The sequence below is a fragment of the Paenibacillus piscarius genome (genome assembly GCF_022234545.1).
Lineage (GTDB): Bacteria > Bacillota > Bacilli > Paenibacillales > Paenibacillaceae > Paenibacillus_AQ > Paenibacillus_AQ piscarius.
Window position 1 is genome coordinate 72,443 of the sequence record NZ_JAIEUI010000018.1, and the last position, 23,098, is coordinate 95,540.

17 protein-coding genes are annotated in these 23,098 nt (G+C 56.0%); 3 read left to right on the forward strand and 14 right to left on the reverse strand.

Annotated elements, in window-relative coordinates; all coding sequences use genetic code 11:
• Nucleotides 1–12: 12 nt before the first annotated feature.
• The 6 genes from K1558_RS24020 to K1558_RS24045 form a co-directional block, all read right to left on the reverse strand.
• On the reverse strand, nt 13–2,097 hold the full coding sequence (locus tag K1558_RS24020; RefSeq protein WP_238654447.1) for a M56 family metallopeptidase: 2,085 nt from the start codon (nt 2,095–2,097) through the stop codon (nt 13–15).
• Nucleotides 2,094–2,459, reverse strand: a complete 366-nt coding sequence (locus K1558_RS24025) for a BlaI/MecI/CopY family transcriptional regulator (RefSeq protein ID WP_238654449.1) — start codon at nt 2,457–2,459, stop codon at nt 2,094–2,096. Before K1558_RS24025 ends, K1558_RS24020 begins: the two co-directional genes overlap by 4 nt.
• Nucleotides 2,460–3,665, reverse strand: coding sequence for a DUF4179 domain-containing protein (locus tag K1558_RS24030; RefSeq protein ID WP_238654451.1), 1,206 nt, complete (start codon nt 3,663–3,665; stop codon nt 2,460–2,462).
• Nucleotides 3,666–3,706: 41 nt separating this feature from the next.
• Complete coding sequence (locus K1558_RS24035; RefSeq protein ID WP_238654453.1) at nt 3,707–5,803, reverse strand: M56 family metallopeptidase; 2,097 nt, start codon at nt 5,801–5,803, stop codon at nt 3,707–3,709.
• Entirely contained in the window at nt 5,800–6,207 is a 408-nt protein-coding gene (locus tag K1558_RS24040) for a BlaI/MecI/CopY family transcriptional regulator (protein ID WP_238654454.1), read from the reverse strand. Before K1558_RS24040 ends, K1558_RS24035 begins: the two co-directional genes overlap by 4 nt.
• Before the next feature lie 251 nt (nt 6,208–6,458).
• Nucleotides 6,459–9,056 (reverse strand): S-layer homology domain-containing protein, encoded by a 2,598-nt coding sequence (locus tag K1558_RS24045; RefSeq protein ID WP_274528771.1) that lies wholly within the window; start codon nt 9,054–9,056, stop codon nt 6,459–6,461.
• A 207-nt stretch (nt 9,057–9,263) separates the two neighbouring features.
• On the opposite strand from K1558_RS24045, the gene K1558_RS24050 reads away from it, so the two are divergent.
• Nucleotides 9,264–11,609: an AraC family transcriptional regulator gene (locus K1558_RS24050; RefSeq protein WP_238654455.1), complete on the forward strand. Its 2,346-nt coding sequence runs from the start codon at nt 9,264–9,266 to the stop codon at nt 11,607–11,609.
• 15 nt (nt 11,610–11,624) lie between these two features.
• A complete protein-coding gene (locus tag K1558_RS24055; protein ID WP_238654456.1) occupies nt 11,625–13,289 on the forward strand; it encodes an extracellular solute-binding protein in 1,665 nt (554 codons plus the stop codon).
• 23 nt (nt 13,290–13,312) lie between these two features.
• On the opposite strand, the gene nikE is transcribed toward K1558_RS24055, so the two are convergent.
• The 6 genes from nikE to K1558_RS24085 all read right to left on the reverse strand — a co-directional run bounded on the left by nikE (nt 13,313) and on the right by K1558_RS24085 (nt 18,943).
• On the reverse strand, nt 13,313–14,140 hold the full coding sequence (nikE, locus tag K1558_RS24060; RefSeq protein ID WP_238654560.1) for a nickel import ATP-binding protein NikE: 828 nt from the start codon (nt 14,138–14,140) through the stop codon (nt 13,313–13,315).
• A gap of 23 nt (nt 14,141–14,163) precedes the next feature.
• Entirely contained in the window at nt 14,164–14,988 is an 825-nt protein-coding gene (locus tag K1558_RS24065; RefSeq protein ID WP_238654457.1) for an ABC transporter ATP-binding protein, read from the reverse strand.
• A 19-nt stretch (nt 14,989–15,007) separates the two neighbouring features.
• The gene (gene nikC / locus K1558_RS24070) at nt 15,008–15,838 is read right to left on the reverse strand and encodes a nickel ABC transporter permease subunit NikC (RefSeq protein ID WP_238654460.1); all 831 of its coding nucleotides are present in this window, start codon (nt 15,836–15,838) and stop codon (nt 15,008–15,010) included.
• Nucleotides 15,835–16,782, reverse strand: coding sequence for a nickel ABC transporter permease (gene nikB, locus K1558_RS24075; protein WP_238654462.1), 948 nt, complete (start codon nt 16,780–16,782; stop codon nt 15,835–15,837). The genes nikC and nikB overlap by 4 nt, the downstream gene beginning before the upstream one ends.
• A gap of 22 nt (nt 16,783–16,804) precedes the next feature.
• On the reverse strand, nt 16,805–18,430 hold the full coding sequence (nikA, locus tag K1558_RS24080; protein ID WP_238654464.1) for a nickel ABC transporter substrate-binding protein: 1,626 nt from the start codon (nt 18,428–18,430) through the stop codon (nt 16,805–16,807).
• Nucleotides 18,431–18,583: 153 nt separating this feature from the next.
• Nucleotides 18,584–18,943: an ArsR/SmtB family transcription factor gene (locus K1558_RS24085; protein WP_238654466.1), complete on the reverse strand. Its 360-nt coding sequence runs from the start codon at nt 18,941–18,943 to the stop codon at nt 18,584–18,586.
• A gap of 142 nt (nt 18,944–19,085) precedes the next feature.
• On the opposite strand from K1558_RS24085, the gene K1558_RS24090 reads away from it, so the two are divergent.
• Nucleotides 19,086–20,498: an MFS transporter gene (locus K1558_RS24090; RefSeq protein WP_238654468.1), complete on the forward strand. Its 1,413-nt coding sequence runs from the start codon at nt 19,086–19,088 to the stop codon at nt 20,496–20,498.
• Between the two features lie 101 nt (nt 20,499–20,599).
• Here K1558_RS24090 and K1558_RS24095 read toward each other — a convergent pair whose 3' ends face one another.
• Together K1558_RS24095 and K1558_RS24100 are read right to left on the reverse strand one after the other, a co-directional pair.
• Entirely contained in the window at nt 20,600–20,767 is a 168-nt protein-coding gene (locus K1558_RS24095; RefSeq protein WP_063829067.1) for a CxxH/CxxC protein, read from the reverse strand.
• Nucleotides 20,768–20,811: 44 nt separating this feature from the next.
• Nucleotides 20,812–22,665, reverse strand: coding sequence for a M3 family oligoendopeptidase (locus K1558_RS24100; protein ID WP_238654470.1), 1,854 nt, complete (start codon nt 22,663–22,665; stop codon nt 20,812–20,814).
• Nucleotides 22,666–23,098 lie beyond the last annotated feature (433 nt).

Consider the following 23,098-nt stretch of genomic DNA (forward strand, 5'->3'; position numbering starts at 1 on the left):
GTTATATCTGAATCAGCTCTGACTCTGCCCGGTAATATCAAAAATCATTTGATAGGTAGGCTCAGGCTCTCTCGCGGGTATCGCTGAATTTATGAAATCCAGCCGCAGAGATTGCGGTTTATCCATCAAAAAATAGGTATCTGTAAATATCTTCATCTCATAATCTGTAAACGTAACAGATGCACTGCCTGTTTGCTGCGTATAGTCTCCCGTTCCTGTCTTGCTCCACCACAGCAATGGGGTACCATACTTCTCATGGAAAGCTTTTATGAATTCATTGTCTTTAAAAAGCGGTTCATCGGAATAAAAAGTGGCTATTGTTGTGAGCGGTGTCAGTTGCAGCTTCACGCTAACCTTGTGCCCGCCTACATCAAGCGTTTCCTTCGATTGGATCGTATATTTCTCTTGCTTCCAGTAGCTTGCGTTCACATCGAAGGTAGTCTGGAGTGTCGGGGACTCCTGTAACTTGGTTTCGCCTGTTGCCTGTGAGCGCAACCGGAATTCAACCTTGATCTTGGAGGGCGGATTCGTCATAGGCGTATCGAACCGAAGTCTGGCAGCCGCATATTGAATATGCTTCTCCGGGCGGCTAGTGCTGGTCATGGGGTAAGTCCGTCCATTAATCACCTTACCCGTCACCCCATCCGTAATGATGCATTCTACGAAACGTGGATCATCGGAGACCAGTGATCTTCCGCCGTCAACACTCGCAGTATAAAAGAGAACCCATTGATTCTCGTCTGCCATGAAGTCCGTCACGGTGACCTGATAGCCGGCTTCAGCAATCTCTACATTCATCGGCTTCAGCAGATGATGCCGGTTCACATATTCCGTCTGTTGTACAGCCATGTTTACTAAAGGCACCAGGGTCTCCCCTTGCTCCGGTGCCGGTTCTGCACGTTCCTCTCCAAGAACGCTTTCGGTAAGCTTGCCTGCGGGATTGGCCTTGGTGCCCGTTGCAGCAGAGTCTGCCGCTTCCCCGGAGGCCCCTGTTAGCGTCACCATACTGAACAGGGCGACCAGAACTACGGCTGTGGCGGAGACGCGGTAGGAGCCTTTGCGGAAAGTTTGAATCATGCTGATTCTTCTTCGCATCTGTTGCCGCTGGTGCGGGTTAGAGAAATAGAGATGTCCCCTCCGCTCCCGTACCCGTGAGAGGCGCTTCAGGAACTCCACAAGCGTCAGCCCGTATTCGATGGCCTCCTCTTCTCCTAGTACTTCCAGCACATAGGCGTCACAGGCCACCTCCCTGTCAATCTTCATCCGCCGGATCGCCAGCCACATCAGGGGATTGAACCAATGTAGCGTTGCGGCTATGCTGCCCAGCAGATTCCACAGCATATCCCGCCGCTTGTAGTGGGCAAGCTCATGCGCGAGGATATGCCGCAGCCGGGAAGCCTCCAGCTCCCGCAGAGCCTGCTCCGGGACAAAGATCCATGGACGCATTAGTCCTGATATATACGGGTTGTTAGCGGAACCTCCGGTATGGACAGGTATCGCTTTCCTTATTCCAAACTGGCGTCTGGTGGCAAGAACCACCTGAAGAACCTCCGGGGCATTCACCCGTCTAAGCCGTCTGCGCTCACGACGCATCCGCCGGATGTACAACAGTCCATTCAGCAGCATAAACACAGCACCAAGCAACCAGACCACGGTGCCGATCTTCATCCAGAGCGGGTAGTTTACGGCTTGCGCAGAGCTGCGGTTAACGGCTGCCTGCTCATTGCCCACCCGCAGGGTGTCTGTCTGCCCCTCTATATCCGCAGCGGTGTTATTGGCCGGATACGTAGTCTTAGCTCCCTCCCCTGGCAGATGCACCTGATCCTCACCCGCAGAGCCTCCAGGGTCTGGTGCCTTGTCCATCACCGATGTCAGGAATGGTCCGCCAGAGCCGAGAATATGGAACATACTTAGCGGGCTGTCCGGTACGGCAGGCAACAGCAGCCGGGCAATGACCAGCAGCCACAGGAGGTAACGCACCCGGGCGCTGAGGAATCTCCGCAGAGTATATTGAATGAACAGCACAGCCAGAATGACCATGCTCGCCGCCAGTGTCTGCTCTGCGATCCAGGCAAACCATCCGTAGAGTATATTCATTCCTGCTTACCTGAGCTGCCGCCTTCACCGTGCGACTTCTTCTCCCGGAGCAGCTGCTCCAGTTGTTCAATCTCCTGCTTCGACAGCTCCACATCCTCCAGGAAGCTGGTCACCATTAACTGGGTGGCTCCGCCAAATACGCGCTGCAGGAAGGAGCGGCTCTCGGCACGGACACACTCATGCTCGGACACCAGCGGGTAGTAGAGATAACTCCGGCCGGATTTCTCATACCCTATCGCCTTCTTCTTATGCAGCCGGGCCACGAACGTGCGTACCGTCTGCTCGCTCCATTCCACAGATGCCGGCAGGAGCCGGGTAATCTGTTCAGCGGTGAGCGGATGATGCTCCCAGATAACCTGCAATTATTGGTTCGACAAATCAACAATCACCTGCTGTGAAACTGTTCTCTTCATCACATCCTTGAAGTCTATACGAATCGATTTGGGCTGATTCATTTGGAAATAGCTTTCCGCCACAAATGTCACCTCTTGATCCGTAGAGGAATAATTAGATCCTCCCAGTTGGGGTGTGTACTCACCGTTCCCGCTCTCCACCATGATGTTCGGGTAATATTCCCAATTTAAGGTCTTCAGAAAAGCCTTGTCTTTAAACAAGCCCTGCTCATCGGAAGATAACTTTATTATTGTAGATAATGGTGTCAACTCCAAGTTAATCTTAATCTTGTGGCCTGCCACATCAAGCGTTTCTTCCGGCGACAGCATCTGGCTCTTCTGCTCCCAGACCTTAGGGTTGATCTCAAAGGCCACCTTCAGCGGCGGACTCTTCTTGATCTTGCCCTTCAGCGCCTCATATTTCTTCAGCAGTGCTGGACTGGTTTTGAAGCTTGTGGCCTTAGGATTAGCTGCAAAAGCCTTCCGGGTCTCTTCAAGCATCTGCGCCTGCACCGCCTCTACCTGTTTCAGTTCACTGCCCGATAGTGAGGTTAGCACAAATTCGCCAGCTACCTTTTGGGGAGCCGTGCTTAACGGGGTCGTTAGCCGGATGACAGCCGCTCCATGCATGATGTTATTTTGCTTAGCCGGACTTACGCCCAGTACGTTCGCATCATTCATCTTCCTGGTGCTGATCACCTTCCCGGTAATGGCATCTGTCAATGTCAGCTCATGACCTACCGGCGGCTGAATCGTAAATGCCCGCTTGCTATCGGTTTGCGCTGTAAAAAGAATGATCATATTATATTTGTCAGCGATGAAGCCTTTCAATGCCAGCTGATAGCCGTCTTTTTTGACGACTGTATTCAGGGGCTGCACCAGATTATGCTTGATGGCGTATTGGATCTGCTCTTTATTCTGAATCTCCAGCTTCTCAAAGGGGGCCAGTGCTGCCGCCTGATTCGCCGCTGCTGCCGAAGCGGTTAGAGCTTGACCAGTAACGGCAAAAGGACTCAGCACCAATGCTGTAGTTGTCATAGCTGCAATAATAGTGGCGGATAGCTTGGTTCTGGAGGACCGCCGTTTATGTGGCGCTGACCCTTGCTTTGGCTCCTGCACAGGCTTCATCTGCGCCGCATGTGAGATCTTCATTTCATTCCGCTTCATTCTAATCATGGTTACACTCTCCTTCAATTTAAGTTGGTGGTTTATCCGAATCAGCTCTGATTCAGCCCGGTAGTATCAAAATTCATTTGATATGAACTCTCAGGGGCTATCGATTCCTTCAGTACCGGTGGCTTCTTAACGAAATCAAGCCGCAGAGCTTGCGGTTTATCCATCAGGAAATAGGTCTCTGCAAGCATGTTCATCTCATAATCTGTATACGTAATAGAGGTACTGCGTGTTTGCTGCGTATAGTCTCCCGTTTCTGTCTTGCTCCACCACTGCATTGGAGAACCATACTTCTCATGGAAAGCTTTTTTGAATTCAGTGTTCTTGAAAACCGGTTCATCGGAATAAAAAGTGACTATCGTTGTGAGCGGTGTCAATTGTAATTTCACTCTGAGCTTGTGTCCGTCTACATCAAGCGTTTCCTTCGATTGGATCGTATGTTCCTCTTGCTTCCAGTAGCTTGCCCCCACATCGAAGGCGGCCTGAAGGATCGGAGCATCCTGTGCCTTGGCTCCGCTTGCTGCCACTGAGCGCAGCCGGAATTGAACCTTGATCTTGGAGGAAGGGTTCATTAAAGGCGGATTGAACTGAATTCTGGCAGTCGTAGATTCCATATTCTTCTCCGGGCGGCTAACGGTGCTCCGCGGGTCAGTCTGCCCGTTAATCACCTTGCCAGTCACAGCATCCCTAATGATCCATTCTATAGAATGGGAAGATTTATCGAAGAATAGCGACCTGCCGCCATCCACGCTCGCAGTATAGAAGATAAACAATAGATTCCTGTCCGCCATGAAGCCTTTCACCGTAACCTGGTAACCGTCTTTAGCCACTTTTATATTCATTGGTTTAAACAGATGATGGCGGGTCACATACTCCGTCTGTTGCACATCCATGTCCAATAGTGACTCCTTGGGCTCCTCTTGCTCCGATGCCGGTTCTGCACTTTCCTCTCCAGGAACACTTCCGGTAAGCTTGCCTGCGGGATTGGCCTTGGTGCCCGTTGCAGCAGAGTCTGCCGCTTCCCCGGAGGCCCCTGTTAGCGTCACCATACTGAACAGGGCGACCAGAACTACGGCTGTTGCAGAGAAGCGGTAGGAGCCTTTGCGGAAAGATTGAATCATGCTGATTCTTTTCCGAATCTGTTGCTTCTGCTGCGGATTAGAGAAATAGAGATGTCCCCTCCGCTCCCGGACCCGTGAGAGGCGCTTCAGGAACTCCACCAGCGTCAGCCCGTATTCGATGGCCTCCTCTTCTCCTAGTACTTCCAGCACATAGGCGTCACAGGCCACCTCCCTGTCAATCTTCATCCGCCGGATCGCCAGCCACATCAGGGGATTGAACCAATGTAGCGTTGCGGCTATGCTTCCTAACAGGTTCCACAGCATATCCCGCCGCTTGTAGTGGGCAAGCTCATGCGCGAGGATGTGCCGCAGCCGGGAAGCCTCGAGCTCCCGCAGAGCCTGCTCCGGGACAAAGATCCATGGACGCATTAGTCCTGACAGATACGGGTTGTTAGCAGAACCTCCGGTATAGACAGGTATCGCTTTCTTTATTCCAAACTGGCGTCTGGCAGCAAGCACCACCTGAAGAACCTCCGGGGCATTCACCCGTCTAAGCCGTCTGCGCTCACGCTGCATCCGCCGTATGTACAGCAGTCCATTCAGCAGCATAAATACAGCTCCCAGTAACCAGATCACGGTGCCGATCTTCATCCAGAGCGGGTAGTTTACGGTTTGCGCAGTGCTGCGGTTAACTGCTTCCGCCCCACCCTCTACCGGCATGTTGCCTGTCTGCCCCTCTATATCCGCAGCGGTGTTATTAGCCGGATATGCAGTCTTAACTTTCTCCCCTGGCAGATGCACCTGATCTTCACCCGCAGAGCCTCTATGGTCTGGTGCCTTATCCATCACCGATGTCAGGAATTGTCCGCCAGAGCCGAGAATATGGAACATACTGAGCGGGCTGTCCGGTACGGCAGGCAACAGCAGCCGGGCAATGACCAGCAGCCACAGGAGGTAACGCACCCGGGCGCTGAGGAATCTCCGCAGAGTATATTGAATGAACAGCACAGCCAGAATGACCATGCTCGCCGCCAGTGTCTGCTCTGCGATCCAGGCAAACCATCCGTAGAGTATATTCATTCCTGCTTACCTGAGCTGCCGCCTTCACCGTGCGACTTCTTCTCCCGGAGCAGCTGCTCCAGTTGTTCAATCTCCTGCTTCGACAGCTCCACATCCTCCAGGAAGCTGGTCACCATTAACTGGGTGGCTCCGCCAAATACGCGCTGCAGGAAGGAGCGGCTCTCGGCACGGACACACTCATGCTCGGACACCAGCGGGTAGTAGAGATAACTCCGGCCGGATTTCTCATACCCTATCGCCTTCTTCTTATGCAGCCGGGCCACGAAGGTGCGTACCGTCTGCTCGCTCCATTCCACGGATGCCGGCAGCAGCCGGGTAATCTGTTCGGCGGTGAGCGGATGATGCTCCCAGATAATCTTCATAATCTCCCATTCGGCTTCGGAGATCTTCGGCGTTGTACTCATCTTAACAGCTCCATTTCGTGGCGGCGTCATTCAATCTACAAGTGTAGATATAAGCTCTGTCCTATACACTACACTTGTAGATTGAATTTGTCAAATATGCCCACATGATGTTGATTGAACGCGAAACAATACACGGAGTGGCCGCAACAAAAGCAAAAAGCACAAGCCAACGGCCTGTGCTCCCTGCTCTATGCGAAATTACTTACAGCCTGGTTGTCGCTCCATTCCATGGGTGCTGACAATTTTGCCGATTACAGCCCTGCAATTGCAGCCTTAACCGCACTGTCGCTCTCCAGCGCACGTATAATCACAGCCATCGCTTCGGCGCGGGTAGCCTGATTCTTCGGTGCGAACGCCGAGGCAGAGATGCCCTTGACCAGATTGGCCGAAGCCGCCTGGCGGATGGCGTCAGCCGCCCAGTAGCTGCTGCTGACATCGGTGAAGCTTGCCGGGGTCCCGGTCTGAAGCACACCGAGGTTCAGCACACGGCCGATGATCGTGACCATCTCGGCGCGGGTGATGGTCGCGCCTGGCTTGAAGCTGCCGTCCGCATACCCGGTTATGATGCCTTTGTCAGCCAAGGCACCGATATAGCCAGCCGCCCAATTGGAGACTGTATCCCCAAATTTAGACGCCGATGGAGTAGTGCCCAGCCCGAAGGAACGGGCGATCATCACCGCGAATTCGGCTCGGGTGACCGGCGCATCCGGGCGGAAGGTGCCATCCGCATAGCCGCTGATGATCTGCAGCTTCACGGCTGTAGCGATGGTGCTGCTGCCCCAGTGGCCTGCAGTGTCCTTGAAGCTGATGCTCTGATTCTTCGTAGCCGCAATGGCTTCAGTTACAGTCTTGTATACTGCCTCACGGCTAACCACTCCGGCTTGGAACGGATCCACCCCGCCCTGTGGCTGTTTCTCCGGTTCAGCAGGAGTAGTGCTGCCGTTCTCTGGTGTGGTTCCGGTGGTCCCTGGTACGGTTCCGGTATTACCAGCCGGAGTCCCCGGTGTTCCGCCCGGATTGCCGCCGCCAGTTCCGCCGCCGGAGCCCGGGTTGCTTGAAGTATCGGTAATACTAAGCGCAATCTGATTGCTCAGGTAGACAACCTGGGCGTTATATTGGCTTGGCAGTCCTTCCACCTGCACGGAAGCAAACTGTCCGCTGCGCTGATTCTCGCCATGCGTCATGAGCGGAATCAGACCGCTGCCGGGAGCGTAGCTGTTCGCGAAGTTCACCTTCAGCTTCCCGTCAGCCTTCACTGCGCCTTTCACCTCAAGTACATCGTCTGCACCGGCAAGGTTCAGTACAAGCGTTCCTTCGGAGGCTTGGATGAAGCTGCCGCCGATCGTCATTTTACCGTAGACGTTCTCTACGACAGAGCCGCCGGTATTCGTTACGTTTCCGCTGCCGAAGGCGTTTGCCGTGTCTCCTTCCAGAACACCCGCATTCACCTCGGTGCCGCCGGAGAACGTATTGCTGCCCGCCAGCTTCAGCGCGCCTGTACCCTCCTTGGTAAGCCCCCCTGTGCCGGAGATATCATTGCGCCAGCGGTCGGCGGCATGGAAGCCTCCCTTGGCAGCGTCCATCGTTACCGTTACATTCTCCGCGAATGCGCCGTACCCGTCCGCCGCAGCGAACAGATTCAGCCGGCCCCAGCCCTCAGGATCATCTAATAGCGGATAGCCGGAAGGGAGTGCCGTTGTTACGAGAACTTTTCTGCGCTGATCTGCACTCAGATAAGGCAGGCGGGTCTCCAGCAACACCTCCGCTCCCTTGGGAGCAACGGCAGGCACAGCTGTCGAATGAATCTGCGGGAAGCCGTAGGTCAGCCGCTGGGCATACTGGGCCTTGTTTTTGGCATAATCCGTGAACCGGTCTTCTGCCGTCCCTGTCTGTGTAAGCAGCACTTCATGGGCCTGCGTGTAGGCGGCCTGCTTCAGCGCTGCATTATCCGGGTCATTCAGCGCTCCCGCTGCGAAGGCCATGGCTGTCACCCGTCCGCCCATAACATCCAGCGGCGAGTGCATCCCGGCGACAACCCGGTTGTTGCCCATCTCCGAGGCCCGGGTCATCAGCTCCTGGAAGCGCTCCGGTACGGAATAGGCCAGCGCCAGGGCGGCAAGATAGGAAGCGTTCGTATGGCCGCTTGGGAAGCCGCCATCCGTGGCAGGCGTACTGCTTCTTGCCGGCATCAGCGTCGGCACGATAACAGAGGTATCCTTCCAGCGGAACGGACGCATGTAGCTGTAGAATTTCTTGGCCTGGCTTGTGGAGGCATAATCGCCGCGGACTTTGCCGATCAGGTCGACCATTTGGCCCAAGCTTGAATTGGAATCTCCGGCCTTATTACTGTCATTGCCGTCATTGTATTTCACAGTAGTAGCATCCTCAGGGATGCTGGTAATGGTCGTGTAGGTTCCAGACATGGAACGGTACACCTCAGACCACGGACCAAGCCCGTCCACCGCGCCATAGGTCTGGTTCCTGCGGTCATCGTAATACGCGGCCTGCTCCTCTGCCGGGGTTCGGGTCTTGGCCAGATCAGCTACATACTGAATGTTGTAGTTCAATACATCGGGATTCTTCATCGTCCCGGTATCCCAGGTTTCGCCCGGTGTCCAAAGCTCCAGGAAGCCGGATAGAACACCAATCGAGGGATTCGAATACACCGCCATATTCACAGGTGTGTTATTCTTATAAGTATCTACGAAATGCCCCCATGCCGGAGCATCCGGCAGCCTGGCCCAGGAATCGCCCGCAGCCGCCCCTGCAGGATATACTGCAATAGAATTCGTGAGAAGTATCAGACCTGCACCAACAGACAACAGCTTGTTTTTCGGCTTCAAGTTCAATATGTCAGCCCCTATCTTATGATTTGGATTGCCTGAATCGGACTCAATATAGCACCTGCCTCCGCCGCCACTCAATAACACAATTTCGCAATTCCATGATTTTGGGATCAATTCTGCTATTTCCGGTGATTTAACACAGATTTAACATGAATCCCGAACAGACCTGTGAGGGGCTAGTGTATAATCCGCCTGGGAGGGGAATACGTCTTGCGAAAATGGAACTCTGCCTTTGCCGCCCTAGCTGCTTCATACATCTCTGTGGTGCTCGTCATCGTTCTCCTGCTCTGTTCTGCCTTCTATCTGTATTTCTCGAATCAATATAAGGAGGAGCTTCAAGGCCGCAACCGGCTCATCCTTGATAATACCGCCCGGACCCTTGAGGCCTCCGTGCTGCAGCGGGTCCAGCAGATCTATCTCGAAATCTCTCTGAATCAGAAGGCTGGTCTTCGTGTGCTCACAGGCACCTCACTGCCAGCCAATCTCAGTAGGGTGAATAGTCTCCAGGAGATGCTGAATACGCAGGTGTCCAATCATTCGGACCTGATCCAAGCTGTACATCTATATGCTCCCAGGCAGCAGCTCCTGCTGTCCTCGATGTATGGGCTGAAACTCCAGGCCGGCCGGCAAGCGGGGGCTGACTACTGGATGGATTGGGTGAACGGCATGAGCCGTAGCTCCCGCAACAGCTTCTGGACCGAAGCCCGCTTCGTACCGGATGATATCGTCTCCAGCCTTCCCGGCGGGAGCGGCAGCCAGCTGATTACCTATGCGCACAGCTATCCGTTCCAGTCCTCCGGTGCAGACAGCGAGCTGCTGATCGCTATTGATGTGAAGGAGAGCGCGCTGCGTGCGATTATGCAGAATATGATGCCTGCCCGCTACCAGAGCAGCTTCATTGCTACGCCCTCCGGCGGAATTGTGGCCGGCTCGAATCCGGATGCTGCGGCTCAGGCCGACACCTATGCGGCCAGTATCACTAATGCGCTCTCCTCACCCGAGACTTCCGGGAGCTTAAGCCAGCAGATCGGCGGCAGCAGCTATGTCATATCCTATCAGGAGCTGCCCTCGACCGGATGGAAGCTCATCAGCGCTGCTCCGGCGAATCTGTTCTATGAGAAGTGGCGCGTGGTTCAGCGGGTGATCCTCTCTCTCTGTCTGCTCGCTCTCCTGATCGGAATCGGCTTATCCGGGATTCTGGCCAGAATGAACTATCATCCGGTCAAAAGACTGCTCCAGACCATCCGCAGCCTCACCGGCCCGCTGCCGGGTCCGGCTGTGAATGAGTTCAGCATGATCGGCTCCGCCTTCACCCGCCTGAACGACAAAGTCGCCACGCTGGAGGATACGCTAGAGGCCAGCAGTCCGCATATCCGGCAGAATATCATCCTGAATCTGCTTCAGGACAGCCCTGCCCAAGGCAGCGTAAGTGGAGACCCGGCATTCCTGGGGATCCCTCCGGAGCATACCCGGTATTGCTGCCTGCTGCTCAACACCCGGAGCGCTTATGCCCGCATGAGTCTTGGCGGAATGCAGGCCGCCATGAGCGGGATGGCCGGGGCGCTTGCGGCGATCCCGCTCCCGGGGATCCGTATCCTGGCTGAAGAGCTGCCGGACAAGCAGCTCGTGGTCATAGCCAGTGCGCGCGAAGCCTCGGAGGCACTCCTCGAACAGCTCGCGGCACGCATCACCGCAGAGACTACGCGGCAGTTTCAGCTCGATGTTCAGCTCTCGCTGGGCGGCTGGGTGGACAACGTCCGCCTGCTGCATACGAGTTATGCCGAAGCGCAGGCCTTGATGAAATATGCTTATTTTTTGCCGGAGATCAGGGTCCTGAAGGATCAGACGCTGCTTCTGAAGGAGCAGAGTCTGGACGAAATCCCGCAGCCGGTCCTGCTGAGGTTCAAGGATAAGCTGCAGACCCGGCAGCTGGAGGAGACACTGGCCGCTCTGGAGCAGCTGATCTCCGCCATGCGGGAAGGCAGCTACCCGGCCGATTACTGCCACTTCATTCTGGCGAATACCGTATTTATGTACTCGGATTACCTGAAAAGCATCCGTTATACCCCTTCCGCCCACGGGCATCTGGATCTGTATAACGAATATATCGCCCAGGCGGATATCCGCCAGCTCCAGGAGTGGTTCACCGCCTCCATCCGCACCTTCATTACAGAGACGCAGAAGCGGAACAGTGAACGGGCACTCACCACTATTGAAGCCGCCAAGGCATATATCGGCGAGCATCTGTCTGGGGATTTGTCGCTGGATGCCGTGTCCGCCAAGGTATTCATCAGTCCGAAGTATCTCAGCAAGCTCTTTAAGGAGGAGCTGGGTGTCACCTACACGGACTATATCACCGGCGTACGGATGGAAGAGGCCCGGCGGCTGATTGAGAAGAATACCATGTCGATCGAGCAAATTGCCAGCACAGTCGGCTATGGAACGACGCCATACTTCATTAAGCGATTCAAGGAGATCTACGGCTGTACGCCGGGGAATTATCTGCGCACTGTGCATACAGCGCAGCCGCCGCAGACCGGGATCAGCATGGGATAAGGAAGGGGAATTCTGATGTATACAAGATTTGTACTCCTGATTCTCTTCGCGCTGATCAGCGGCTGCAGCGGACCGCCGGCTTCGCTCTCGTCTGCGCCTGATCAGGAGCAGCAGGACACCTCCGCTTCTGAGTCTGCTTCTGCTGTTCCTGCCCCTGCCCCGGGGTTCACCATCTCCTGGACCATGCATCAGAATCTGCCGGTGCCGGAGGATGCAGTGATGGTGCGGGAGCTGGAGAAGAGGTTTGGTGTGAATCTGGAAATCTGGAATCTGCCGAACAACAAATATGAATCCCTGCTCGATCTGAAGCTGGTGCAGGGCAGCATTCCCGACCTGTTCCGGGTCCGGCAGACCCAGGATCTGCTGAAGTACCAGCAGCAGGGCGTGCTTGCCCCTATCCCGGAGGACCTGCTGAATACCTATGCCCCTCATATTCTGGCAGCCATCCGTGAGCATGCGCCTGCCTACCAGGATATCGGGCGTATTAACGGGCAGTACTACGGTATTCCCGTTATTAACCCAACCAACATCTACCGGGTACCTGTCGTCTACCGGCAGGATTGGCTGGACAAGCTTGGACTTGCCGTGCCGGAGACGCTGGAAGATTTCGAGAAGGTGATCTATGCTTTTGCGAATGAGGACCCGGACGGGAACGGTATTAGAGATACGTATGGCTTATCACTGGAGGGAATGAATGTCGTCTTCGGCGCATTCGGGCAGATGGTCTTCACGGATCAGCTCTATTTCAGCCGGAAGGATCAGCGGCTTGTCATCGGCGCACTGGAGCCGGACATGCAGGAGGCGCTGCACTATCTCCGCAAATGGTACAAGGACGGGGTGATTGATCCCGAATTCATCACCGGGGAGAACAGCGGGGGGTATAAGCATCTGTCCCATGCCTTCATTAGCGGGCGGATCGGCATGACCTCGATGGGCAATTATTATCACTGGATTCAGGACGGGGATTACCTGGAGTGGAGCCTGGACAGCGAGAAGAAGGCCCGGCTTACTCCGGTCGGGGCTACCTTCAACGTCAAGGAGTTAACCGCCAAGCAGCCGCAGGCCAGGGTGGTGTTCGGGCGGCCGTTCAGCGGTCCTGACGGCAGACGCGGCTCCAAAGCCTATGACATGCTGATGAGCTTCACCGCCATCGGTGCGGATGCCGCCCGCGAGCCGGGCAAGCTGGAGACGCTTCTGCAGATGCTGGATTATGTCAGCGCGGACCCTGACCGGGAGGAAGCCGCCTCCCTGCAATACGGCATCCGGGGCACACACTGGAACTGGGCCGGAGCAGACAAGCAGGACATCATCATTCTGCCGCCGTACAACCATATGTTCAGCTATCAGAATAAGATCGGCGCAAATATAGGGATGACTCTGCCAGTCCTTCCTACAGACAGGAGGGAGCAGTGGGCGGCTACATTGGGGCTCGATCAAGACGGCATCTATAATGCCCTGGAGGTGGCAACCCCTGCCCTGATCCGCAACGGCCCCGGGCTCATCCGGCTGCGGGACCAGGCGTATATCAGCTTCATTACCGGGGAACGGCCGATTGAAGCCTTCGGGGACTTCGTAGAGGAGTTCCTGGCAGCGGGCGGAGCGGAGGTGCTGGAGGAAGCGAATGCGTCCTACCAAGAGCTGCCTCCACAGCAAAAAGGTGAGCAGAAGGCAAGACCGTAGCGGTCCCCTCTGCTCACCGGAATTCAATCGTTATTGTGCCAGCCGGGCCGGTCACGGTGCCGGTTCCGCGGATGGTCAGCCAGCATCGAGTCAAGCAGTCCCCGGACCGCAGGATGGGAGGACTGCAGGAACTGCTCCTTGCTGCCGTTATATTCCACGATCTTGCCCTTAGCCATGACAGCCAGTGCATCTGAGATCATACAGGCGGCCTTGATATCATGGGTGATGAACAGATAGGATAGGCCAAAAGCTGACCGCAGCTCCCCCAGCAGCCGCAGAATATTTGTCTGGTTAATCATATCCAGACTGCTGACCGCCTCATCCAGTACAATCAGCTTCGGCTTCAGCGCAATCGCCCTGGCGATGTTGATCCGCTGCAATTGCCCGCCGCTGAACTGGTACGGCTGCTTCTGCATATCTGCGGCGCTTAGTCCGACACATTCCAGCAGCTCGCCCACCGCCCGCTTCTGCTCCTGAACGCTCAGGGACTCATAATTGGACAGCGGCTCGCCAATAATCTGCTCCGCTGTCATCCGGGGATTCACGGCAGAATAACAATCCTGGAAGACCACCTGCAGATCGCGGCGGAGGCCTCTTCGCGCCTTGGCGTCCAGCCTGTACAGATCCAGGCCCCGGAACAATACCTGGCCTTCTCTGGGCTGCTCCAGACCCAGGATAATCCGGCCCAAGGTGCTTTTGCCCGCTCCGCTTGATCCCAGCAGCCCCAGGCAGGTCCCCTCCTCAATATGCAGCGATACGCGGGACAGAACATCCTCCTGCGTATGGGCACGGGAACGCCCCCACCTCCGGGAGGATGAATAGGCATGGGTGACATCCCTGACCTCGAGCATGTATTCAGTCTCGAATCCGGCGGTCATAGACGGCCTCCCTGCTGCAGACCGGGCTGAAGCACAGGCCTCGCCGCCAGCAGCTCCCGGGTGTATGCATGCCGGGGATGGTCGAACAGCTCGAACACATCGGCGGTCTCCACAATCCGCCCGTGCTGCATCACGGCGACCTCGTCGGCCAGCTCGGCAATTACGCCAAGGTCATGGGAGATCAGCAGAATGGCGGTGCCCTGCTCCAGCCGCATCCGGTCCAATTGACGCAGCACCTGGAGCTGGTTCGTTACATCCAGAGCCGTGGTCGGCTCATCGGCAATGATGACGGACGGCTTCAGGCACATGGTGAGCGCCAGCATCACCCGCTGCAGCATCCCGCCGCTCAGCTCATGCGGATACTTCCCGAGCAGCACGGCGGGCTCGGGCAGATTGACATCGGCCATGGAGCGGATGGCGCAGGCTTTGGCTTCTTTGGGCCCCAGCTTAAGGTGGGTTCTAACCGTTTCAATCATCTGTACCCCAAGGGTGTATACCGGCGAGAAGGCGGTCATCGGATTCTGCATGATCAGCGCGAGCCGGCTGCCGCGAAGCCTGCGCATCTCCTTCTCCGGGAGCCCGTTCAGCTCACGGCCCAGCAACCGGATACTGCCTTCGGTCACACTCGTCTGCCGGTCAAGCATCTGCAGGAGCGCGAGCGACGTCACGGTTTTGCCGCTGCCGCTCTCCCCCACCAGACCCAGCACACGCCCCGGCTTCAGCGCCAGATGAATATCCTCTACCAGCGTCCGCTTGCCCGCCGCCGTCTCTACCGATACCTTTAGCCCCTGCACCTGCAGGACATATTCGGATTGTTCCATGATTCGCTCATTCCTTCTTTCAGGAGCCCCGTTTGACGCCATACCGCTCAGACAGCGCCTCGCCCAGCAGATTAAACGAAGCTACCACCATAATAATCATCAGGCCCGGATAGAGCATCAGCTCGGGATGATTGCGGATGAAGGACTTCCCCTCGTTCAGCATCGCCCCCCATTCCGGTGTCGGCGCCTGGACGCCCAGCCCCAGGAACGACATCGCCGAGATGTCCATAATCGCCCAGCCCATCTCCAGCGTCCCAATCACCACCACGGACGGCAGGATGTTGGGAATGAGATGCCTGCGCATGATCTGCCAGGAGGAGGAGCCGCTGATCCGAGCAGCCGTAATGAAATTCCGCTCCTTCAGGCTGACGATCATATTGCGGAACATCCGGGCGAAATATACCCACTGCACCAGCATCAGAGCGATGACCAATTGAGACAGGCCCGGCCCCAGAATCCCGATCAGACCGAAGACCAGGATCATACTGGGAAAAGCCATGATACCATCGCATAGCCGCATCAGCACCGCGTCCAGCCACCCGCCTCTGTAGCCTGCGGCCACCCCGGCTAAGAGCCCCACCCCAAGCGATGCGGCAAAAATCAGAGCCGCAAAGCCCAGCGATATCCGGGTTCCATACAGCAGCCTGGACAGATTGTCCCGGCCCAGCTGATCTGTCCCCAGGAGATATTGCCAGGAGGGCGGGCTAAGCTTCGCCGCCAGGTTCACCCTTACCGGGTCATGGGGCGAGATCCAGGGAGCCAGAAGTCCGGCGAGGGTAAACAGCATCAGCAGGCTGCCGCAGATGACGATCACTCTTTTACCTTTGAAGCGGCTCTTTAAGGTATTCATCCTTGGCTGACCCTCCCTTTACGCGCAATCCGCGGGTCCAGGAAGAGCTGGAGCAGATCTGCCGCCAGGTTGCTCCCCACAATGACACAGACCGAGAGCATGACATAGCACTGAATCACCGGAATATCACGGTTAATTACCGCTTCTATGAAGTATCGGCCGAAGCCCGGCCAGGAGAATACCTGCTCGACGATGATTGCTCCGGTCAGCAGCTTCCCCAAGTTAATACCCAGCCCTGTAATCAGCGGTGCTATGGCAATTCTCAGTACATATTTATAGAGAATGACACGTTCCTTAATCCCTCTGGCTCTGGCATAACGGACGTAAGCCTCCTTCAGCTCCTCCAGAACGGTCGTCCGCAGCAGGCGCGCATAGATGGCTATCAGCCAGAGCGCCAGGGTAATGGACGGGAGAATCAGATGCTGCACGGACCCTCTGCCCTCCACAGGCAGCCATTCCAGCTTGACCGAGATGAAGAACATCAGCAGATAGCCGATCCAGAAGACCGGCACACAGGCTCCGATATAGGCGAATCCCCGGATGAGGTGATCCACCAGCCGGTTCCGGTAGATTGCCGCTAACACGCCAAGAGGGATACTGACTGCCAGCGCCAGCAAGATGCTGGCAGATGCAAGCTGAATCGTGGCGGGCAGCTTCCGGGCAACCTCCTCCCCTACGGGCATATTGGAGATGTAGGAATTCCCGAAGTCCAGACGGAGCAGCCGGCCCACGGACTGGACATATTGTGCCAGCAGCGGCTGATCCAGTCCGAACTCATGCCGCTTGGCGGCCAGCACCTCATCATCCGGCTGGATATGGGCCGCAGCCAGATAAGCCTCCGCCGGGTCCACCGGCCCCACCCGGATCATTACGAACATCAGCAGCGAGGAGAACAGAAGGATGGGGATGACCGACAGCACTCTTTTTCCGATATATACGCCCACTTAGAACCCTCCCGAACGGCTGCTACTTCTTCTTGATGCCATGCAGCGGATATTCATCCCGGTTGGACGGGAACTGGAACTCCGCCACATCGTCCCGGTACACGGCCATCTGCTTGATGTAGGAGATCGGAAGAATCGAAGACTGCTCCTGCAGTGTAGTGAGCACAGAGCCGAACAGCTCCGTACGGGCCTTGTCATCTGTCGTCGCCATAGCTTCCTTAATCTTTTGGTCAATCTCCGCCTTCATCGTCAAGGCTGCCAGCGTATCCGAGACCCCATAGCCCGGCTGTACCACGGCAGTCATGAACGAATGCGGGTCATACGGCGCACCGAAGGTGGAGTAGAAGTTCATATCGAACTCATTGGCCTTTCTGCGCTGGATGTAGACGGTCAGCTCGACACCGGTGATCTTCAGATTCACACCGATCCCCGCCCATTCGGCCTGCAGCGTCTCGGCCATTGCCTTCATCGTCTGATCAGCCTTGTCATACATCAGCTCCAGCTCAAGCTTCTGCCCGTCCTTCTCCCGCACGTCCGAGCCTGCCGGCAGCTTCCAGCCTGCCTCGTCCAGCAGCGCCTTCGCCTGCTCCACATCATAGTTCACCGGGCTTACCTTAATATTGGCATAAGGCAGATTCGGCGGCAGGATATGATCCGCCTTCTCCTCCAGCCCCAGCGTCACTCCCTCGACCATTGCTTGCTTGTTGAAGCCCATGCTGAGGGCCTGACGGACCTTAAGATCAGCCAGCTTCGGATTCATCGTATTCAGCACCAGATTGCGGGTGGCCACCGGCTCAGACAGCTTCGTGACGTACTTCCCGCTGCTCTCAAGCTCCTTATAGGCGTCATAGCTGATCAGGCCTTCACCGTAGATGAGATCCACGTCCCCTTTTTCAAAAGACAGCATACGGGTCTCCGCATCAGGAATCACCTTCACCACGACCTTGTCCACCTTCGGCTTCTCTCCCCAATAATTGGGGTTCGGAGTGAAGGTTGCCGATTCATCCTTCTTGTATTCGCTTAACACCCAAGGACCGGTTCCGATGGGGCTCTTCACGCCCTTGGACGTATCTCCATCCTCCGGGAAGCCCGCCTCGCCAAGGAAGCGCACAGGCCGCACCACCGCAAGATCATATAGTGCCGCATAATACGGCTCCTTCAGCGTGAGCTGGAACGTAGTGTCATCAAGTGCGTCCATGCTCTCAATCAGCGGAATCATCCCAAGCCATGTGTGCATCTTCTTATTATGTAGGACAGCGTCCAGGTTCTTTTTTACCATCTGAGCGTTAAATGCCGTTCCGTCCGAGAATTTGACATTACTGCGGATCTTGAACGTATATACCTTGCCGTCAGGAGATATTGTCCAGGACTCGGCCAGCGCCGGGACCAGCTTCCCGTCCTTATAACTGACAAGCGGCTCATAGATCATAGACTGGGCCAGCAGCTGGGACGGATTATACACATGCGGATTCATCGGTCCGATATCCCGGGGCCATGCCATGGTAATCGTCTTGGCTGCCTGCGCCCCTCCGGCGCCCGTTGATTTCTCCGTATTATTCGATGAACAGCCTGCAGCAAAGACAGATATAACCAGTAATAGCAGCAGGCCTTGCAGCAGATTTTTCCCTTTAGCTGTAGGTGCGGACATAGCGTTAACTTCCTCTTTTCTAATCGATAATGATTATCATTACAAATTAAGATATTACTGTAACCGACACAATTCTGTCAATGGTAACGGTTGTATGCAAAATAACCACCCCAGGACCTGGAGTGGCAATGATGTCTTACGTTATATGATTAGTTAATCCTGCTCAGGTGTTTCTTCTTCCGTTCCCCCGAATCCCTCCTCCGGGCCGGGCTTGTCGTAAGCCTGCAATACGGAATCCAGCAGCCCGGGGAACCGCTCGTCCAGATCCTCCGTCCGCAGGGACAGAATTCGCTGGGTCCCCTGCACCCGGGTATGAATGACCCCCGCCTCGCGAAGCGTCCGGGCATGATGGGTCAGTGTAGACTTGGCAATCGGCACCTTGAAGCTGTTACAGGCCTGCGGGCCGTGGTTACAGATCTCTGACACTACATATAGACGGATCGGATCGCTAAGCGCATACAAGACCGAGGCGAGCTGAATGTCCTTGCGGTCCGGGTGATGGAGCTGCTTCATGAATAAGACTCCTTCAGAGTAGGTAATAGTACTTCTTTTCACGATGATTTCCTAATTGCATTTTACATTAGCCCATGCTATATTTCAATAGTTCGTAAGTAATCGAACTATACAATAATTGAATTGAAGGAGTGGCTTTCTCATGACCTCATCATCTGCTTCTGAGGGTGATCAAGAGCTTTCAATGGCTGCTCCGCAAGCGGCCCTTCCACGGGAGGGACTGTTAACTCTGCTATTCAGCGTTGCTGTCGTGCTCGTGATTATGAACACAGCGATGTTCAATCTGGCCCTGCCCGATGTCACCGAGACCTTCGGCATCACCGCAGCGTCCGCCTCCTGGATTGTAACCGGATATTCCATCATGTTCTCTATTGCCTCCATCACCTACAGCCGCCTATCGGACTTCCTGCCGATCCGCCGGCTGCTGGTTATCGGGCTGCTCACCTTAGGGCTTGCGGCTGTAGCCGGATTCTTCAGCACCAGCTTCATTTTCCTGCTGATTGTGCGTATTCTGCAAGCCTCAGGTGCAGGCGCCGTGATGTCGCTGTCCCTTGTCCTGTTCACCCGTTACATTCCGCAGGCCCGGCGCGGCAAAGCCATGGCGACGATCATGTCGGCCGTCTCCCTGGGACTGGGACTGGGTCCGGTAGCCGGCGGCTCCATCGTTGAATATCTGGGCTGGACCTGGCTGTTCGCAGTCACTGCCGCCATTCTGCTGCTGGTGCCGCTGTTCCTGATCCTGCTTCCTAAGGAGGTCCCGGCCAGCGGCTCATTCGACATCCTGGGCGGGATCTTCCTCGGCGTGGGGACCACCGGGCTGCTGCTGTTCCTGACCAGCGGACTGTGGATCGCACTGATCGCCGGCATCGCCGCGATTGCCTTATTTGTAGGGCGTATCCGCACCACTCCTGATCCATTCGTGCTGCCTGCGCTGTTCAGCAACCGGTCCTACCTGGTACTGGCGCTGATCGGGGTTGCCTCTTACCTGTGCAGCTTCGCTACCCTGTTCCTGCTGCCGCAGATTCTAACGCACCGCTTCGGCTTCAGCGCCAGCCATGCCGGGCTTGTCATTTTCCCGGGCTCGCTGCTGGCCATCTTCGTCTCCCGGCTGGTCGGACGGATGATTGACCGCTACGGTAACACCGGAATTCTGCGCTTCGCACCACTGCTCGTGCTGGCCGCCACCGTATTGTTCGCCTTATTCGCCGGGCAATCCTGGATCGCCGTCATGCTCGTCTACATGATCATGAGCCTGTCCTTCACTGTGCTGTCGAGCAGTGTATCGAATGAAATCTCGCGCATTCTGCCTGCTTCGCAGATTGGCTCCGGGATGGGGCTGTTCCAGCTGCTGCAGTTCTTCAGCGGCGCCTTCAGCGTAGCGATGGCCGCCAGCGCCCTGGAATGGCAGCGCAGCCTGCCGCTTCAATCCGCTTACTCCAACATCTACTGGGGCTTGTCGGTTGCGGCAATCGTAGCGATTGGCTCGGCCTTCATCTACCTGCGGGGCAGTCAGCGCAGACCGCTGGCCGATATGGCGAATGCGGCAGACTGCTAATACTTTATCCGCAACTGAACCATACGCGACGCGCATACGCCCGCACGCCAAAACACCCTGCAGCCCTTCCCGGCCACAGGGTGTTTCTTATTCTGCCGTCCTCAGACGACCAGATATTCCGCATTCCGTTCACATTCCGCACATTTCGCCGGCGGGTCCCAGTCCGAGAACTCCGTCTCCTTCAGATCGACGACATCCGGTGCATCCTCGTACTCGTCCACAAATTTGTCGATGGCCAGCTCAACGTGTTCCTTGCATACTACATACATTCAATCAAGCATCCCTTTCTGTGCCGCTGGGGCGTATACTCATACTACTGTTCTACCACACTTCCCCCCAAAAAGGAACCGCCCGCCCCGCAATATCCATCCTTCCCCTGTTCCGCGAACTTATTGATATCCTGCGCAATGAAGCCCAGCGCCTCCCGCCAGAAATCGGGGGAATGGACATCAATATCCATCAGCTTCGCGGCATCCGCGATGCTCCGGGTACTGGTTGCTGTGAGGAACTGCTCATAACGGCTCACGAACGCCTTCCCCTGCTTCTTATACTGGGCGTACAGGCCCTTGGAGAACAGCAGTCCGAAGGAATACGGGAAGTTCAGGAACTCATTGCCTGCCATATAATACCCGGCCTTGCTGATCCACTGGTAAGGATGAATAGAGCCCGGCAGCACACTGTCCCCGTAAGCAGCTTCCATCGACTCCAGCATCAGCGCATTCAGTTCCTCCACCGTTAAGGGACCGGATGTCCTGTGGGCGTATAACCCGCTCTCGAAGCAATATCTGGCATAAAAGTCCACAATATAATACCCGGCGTCTGAGAGACTCCGTTCCAGAATGGCATCCGCCTCTTCGGCGGGCAGGGATTGCAGCAATGCATAATTAACCAGGCTCTCGCCAAAAATCGACGCTGTCTCCGCAATCGGCACCGGATAATCCATATTGACCATACTTAATCCGGCAAGGCGGCTGCTGTGGTACGCATGTCCGATCTCGTGGGCCAGCACGCTCACATCTATATAATGACCATGGAAGCTTGTGATAATCCGGCTCTCTCCCAGTGGTGCAATATCGACACACATCCCGAAGTTGCCCTTGCCGCTGCGCGGCTCGGCATCAATCCAGCGCTGCCCGAATACCTTGCGGGCGAAGCCGCCCAGCTCCGGACTGAACCTGTCGAAGCCTGCAATAATGATCGCCTGGGCCTCAGCATAGGTGATGCGGGCCGAAGCTTCCTCCTCAATAGGTGCAAAAACATCCCAGAACGGCAGCCTCCCTCCCTCATGCCCCAAGCGTTCTGCCTTGCTGGCATAATACCGCTGAAAGGCCGGCAGGCTCTCCCCGATCGCCTGAAGCATCACCTCCAGCGTCTCCTGGTCCATCCGCGAAGCGTCCAGCACCTTGTGCAGCGGCGAGGCATAGCCTCTTAGCTCATAGACCGCCGCAGCCTCGCCGCTTACCGCATTCAGGCAGGCAGCACTCTGTTCCGCTACACTGCGGCAGGCCTCGTGTTCCGCTTGAGCCGCAGCCCGCCGCACCGCAGGATCGGGATCATAGACGAGATTACGCAGCTCCGCCAGCGTTACCTTACGGGTCTCCTCCCCCAGCACCATATCGGTGCGCAGGGTAGACAGCGTCTGCATGTATAGCCGCTCCCAGGCTTTGGAGCCGGTGCTCTGCAGCCGGGCAATTACCGCTTCGCCCTCTCCGCTAAGCATATGCTGTGAGCGGCTCTGTAATCCGCGCAGGTAGAAGCCATGCTGCTCCAGATAGACACTGGACCGGATGCTCTGCTCCAGCTCATCCGCACTTACCGCAGCCAGCCATTTGCTGAAGCTGACCAGCGCTTCGCCCGCACTGCCATTAATCTCCTCCAGCCCGTCCATCAGCCGGACGGCCTCGGTGCAGTCACTGTCCGCACTGAATCTTAACTCCGCATAACTGAAGAGACGTAAATAGATCTGCAGATAAGCATTATATTGGCTCAGGAATTGTTCCATCACTCCGGCAGCCGCTCTTCCGGTATTCCTCTGCTGCGCCGCCGCCCATGCCCCTAGCTCCCCGGCCAGCGTCTCCGCCTGCACCCGGTCCTGCTGAAGCTGCTCCGATTCGAAGGAGGGATAGATGTCTTCCAGATCCCATGTTAATTCGAATGTTGATTCCATTGATTAACCTCTCCTTATTTATAATCGCAGGAGTCCCCTTCGATATCACATGCTTCCACCCCGTTCTCTTGATCCATTTCCAGGATCGTCCAGTTAAGTGTACCTTAATTTCGCGGGTTTGTCCCATCGACCGGACATGGACATGATTGCATTCCGCCCGCACACCCCTGCACTCGCCCAATGTAGTCGGTTTTTCGATTACATTTGGACCGCGCGCCCACGTAGCGCCCAATGTAGTCGGTTTTTCGATTACATTTGGACCGCGCGCCCGTGCAGCGCCGAATGTGATCGGTTTTTCGATTACATCTGGTCCGCATACCGCTGCACTCGCCCAATGTAGTCGGTTTTTCGATTACATTTGGACCGCACACCCCTGCACTCGCCCAATGTAGTCGGTTTTTCGATTACATCTGGCCCGCATACCGCTGCGCTC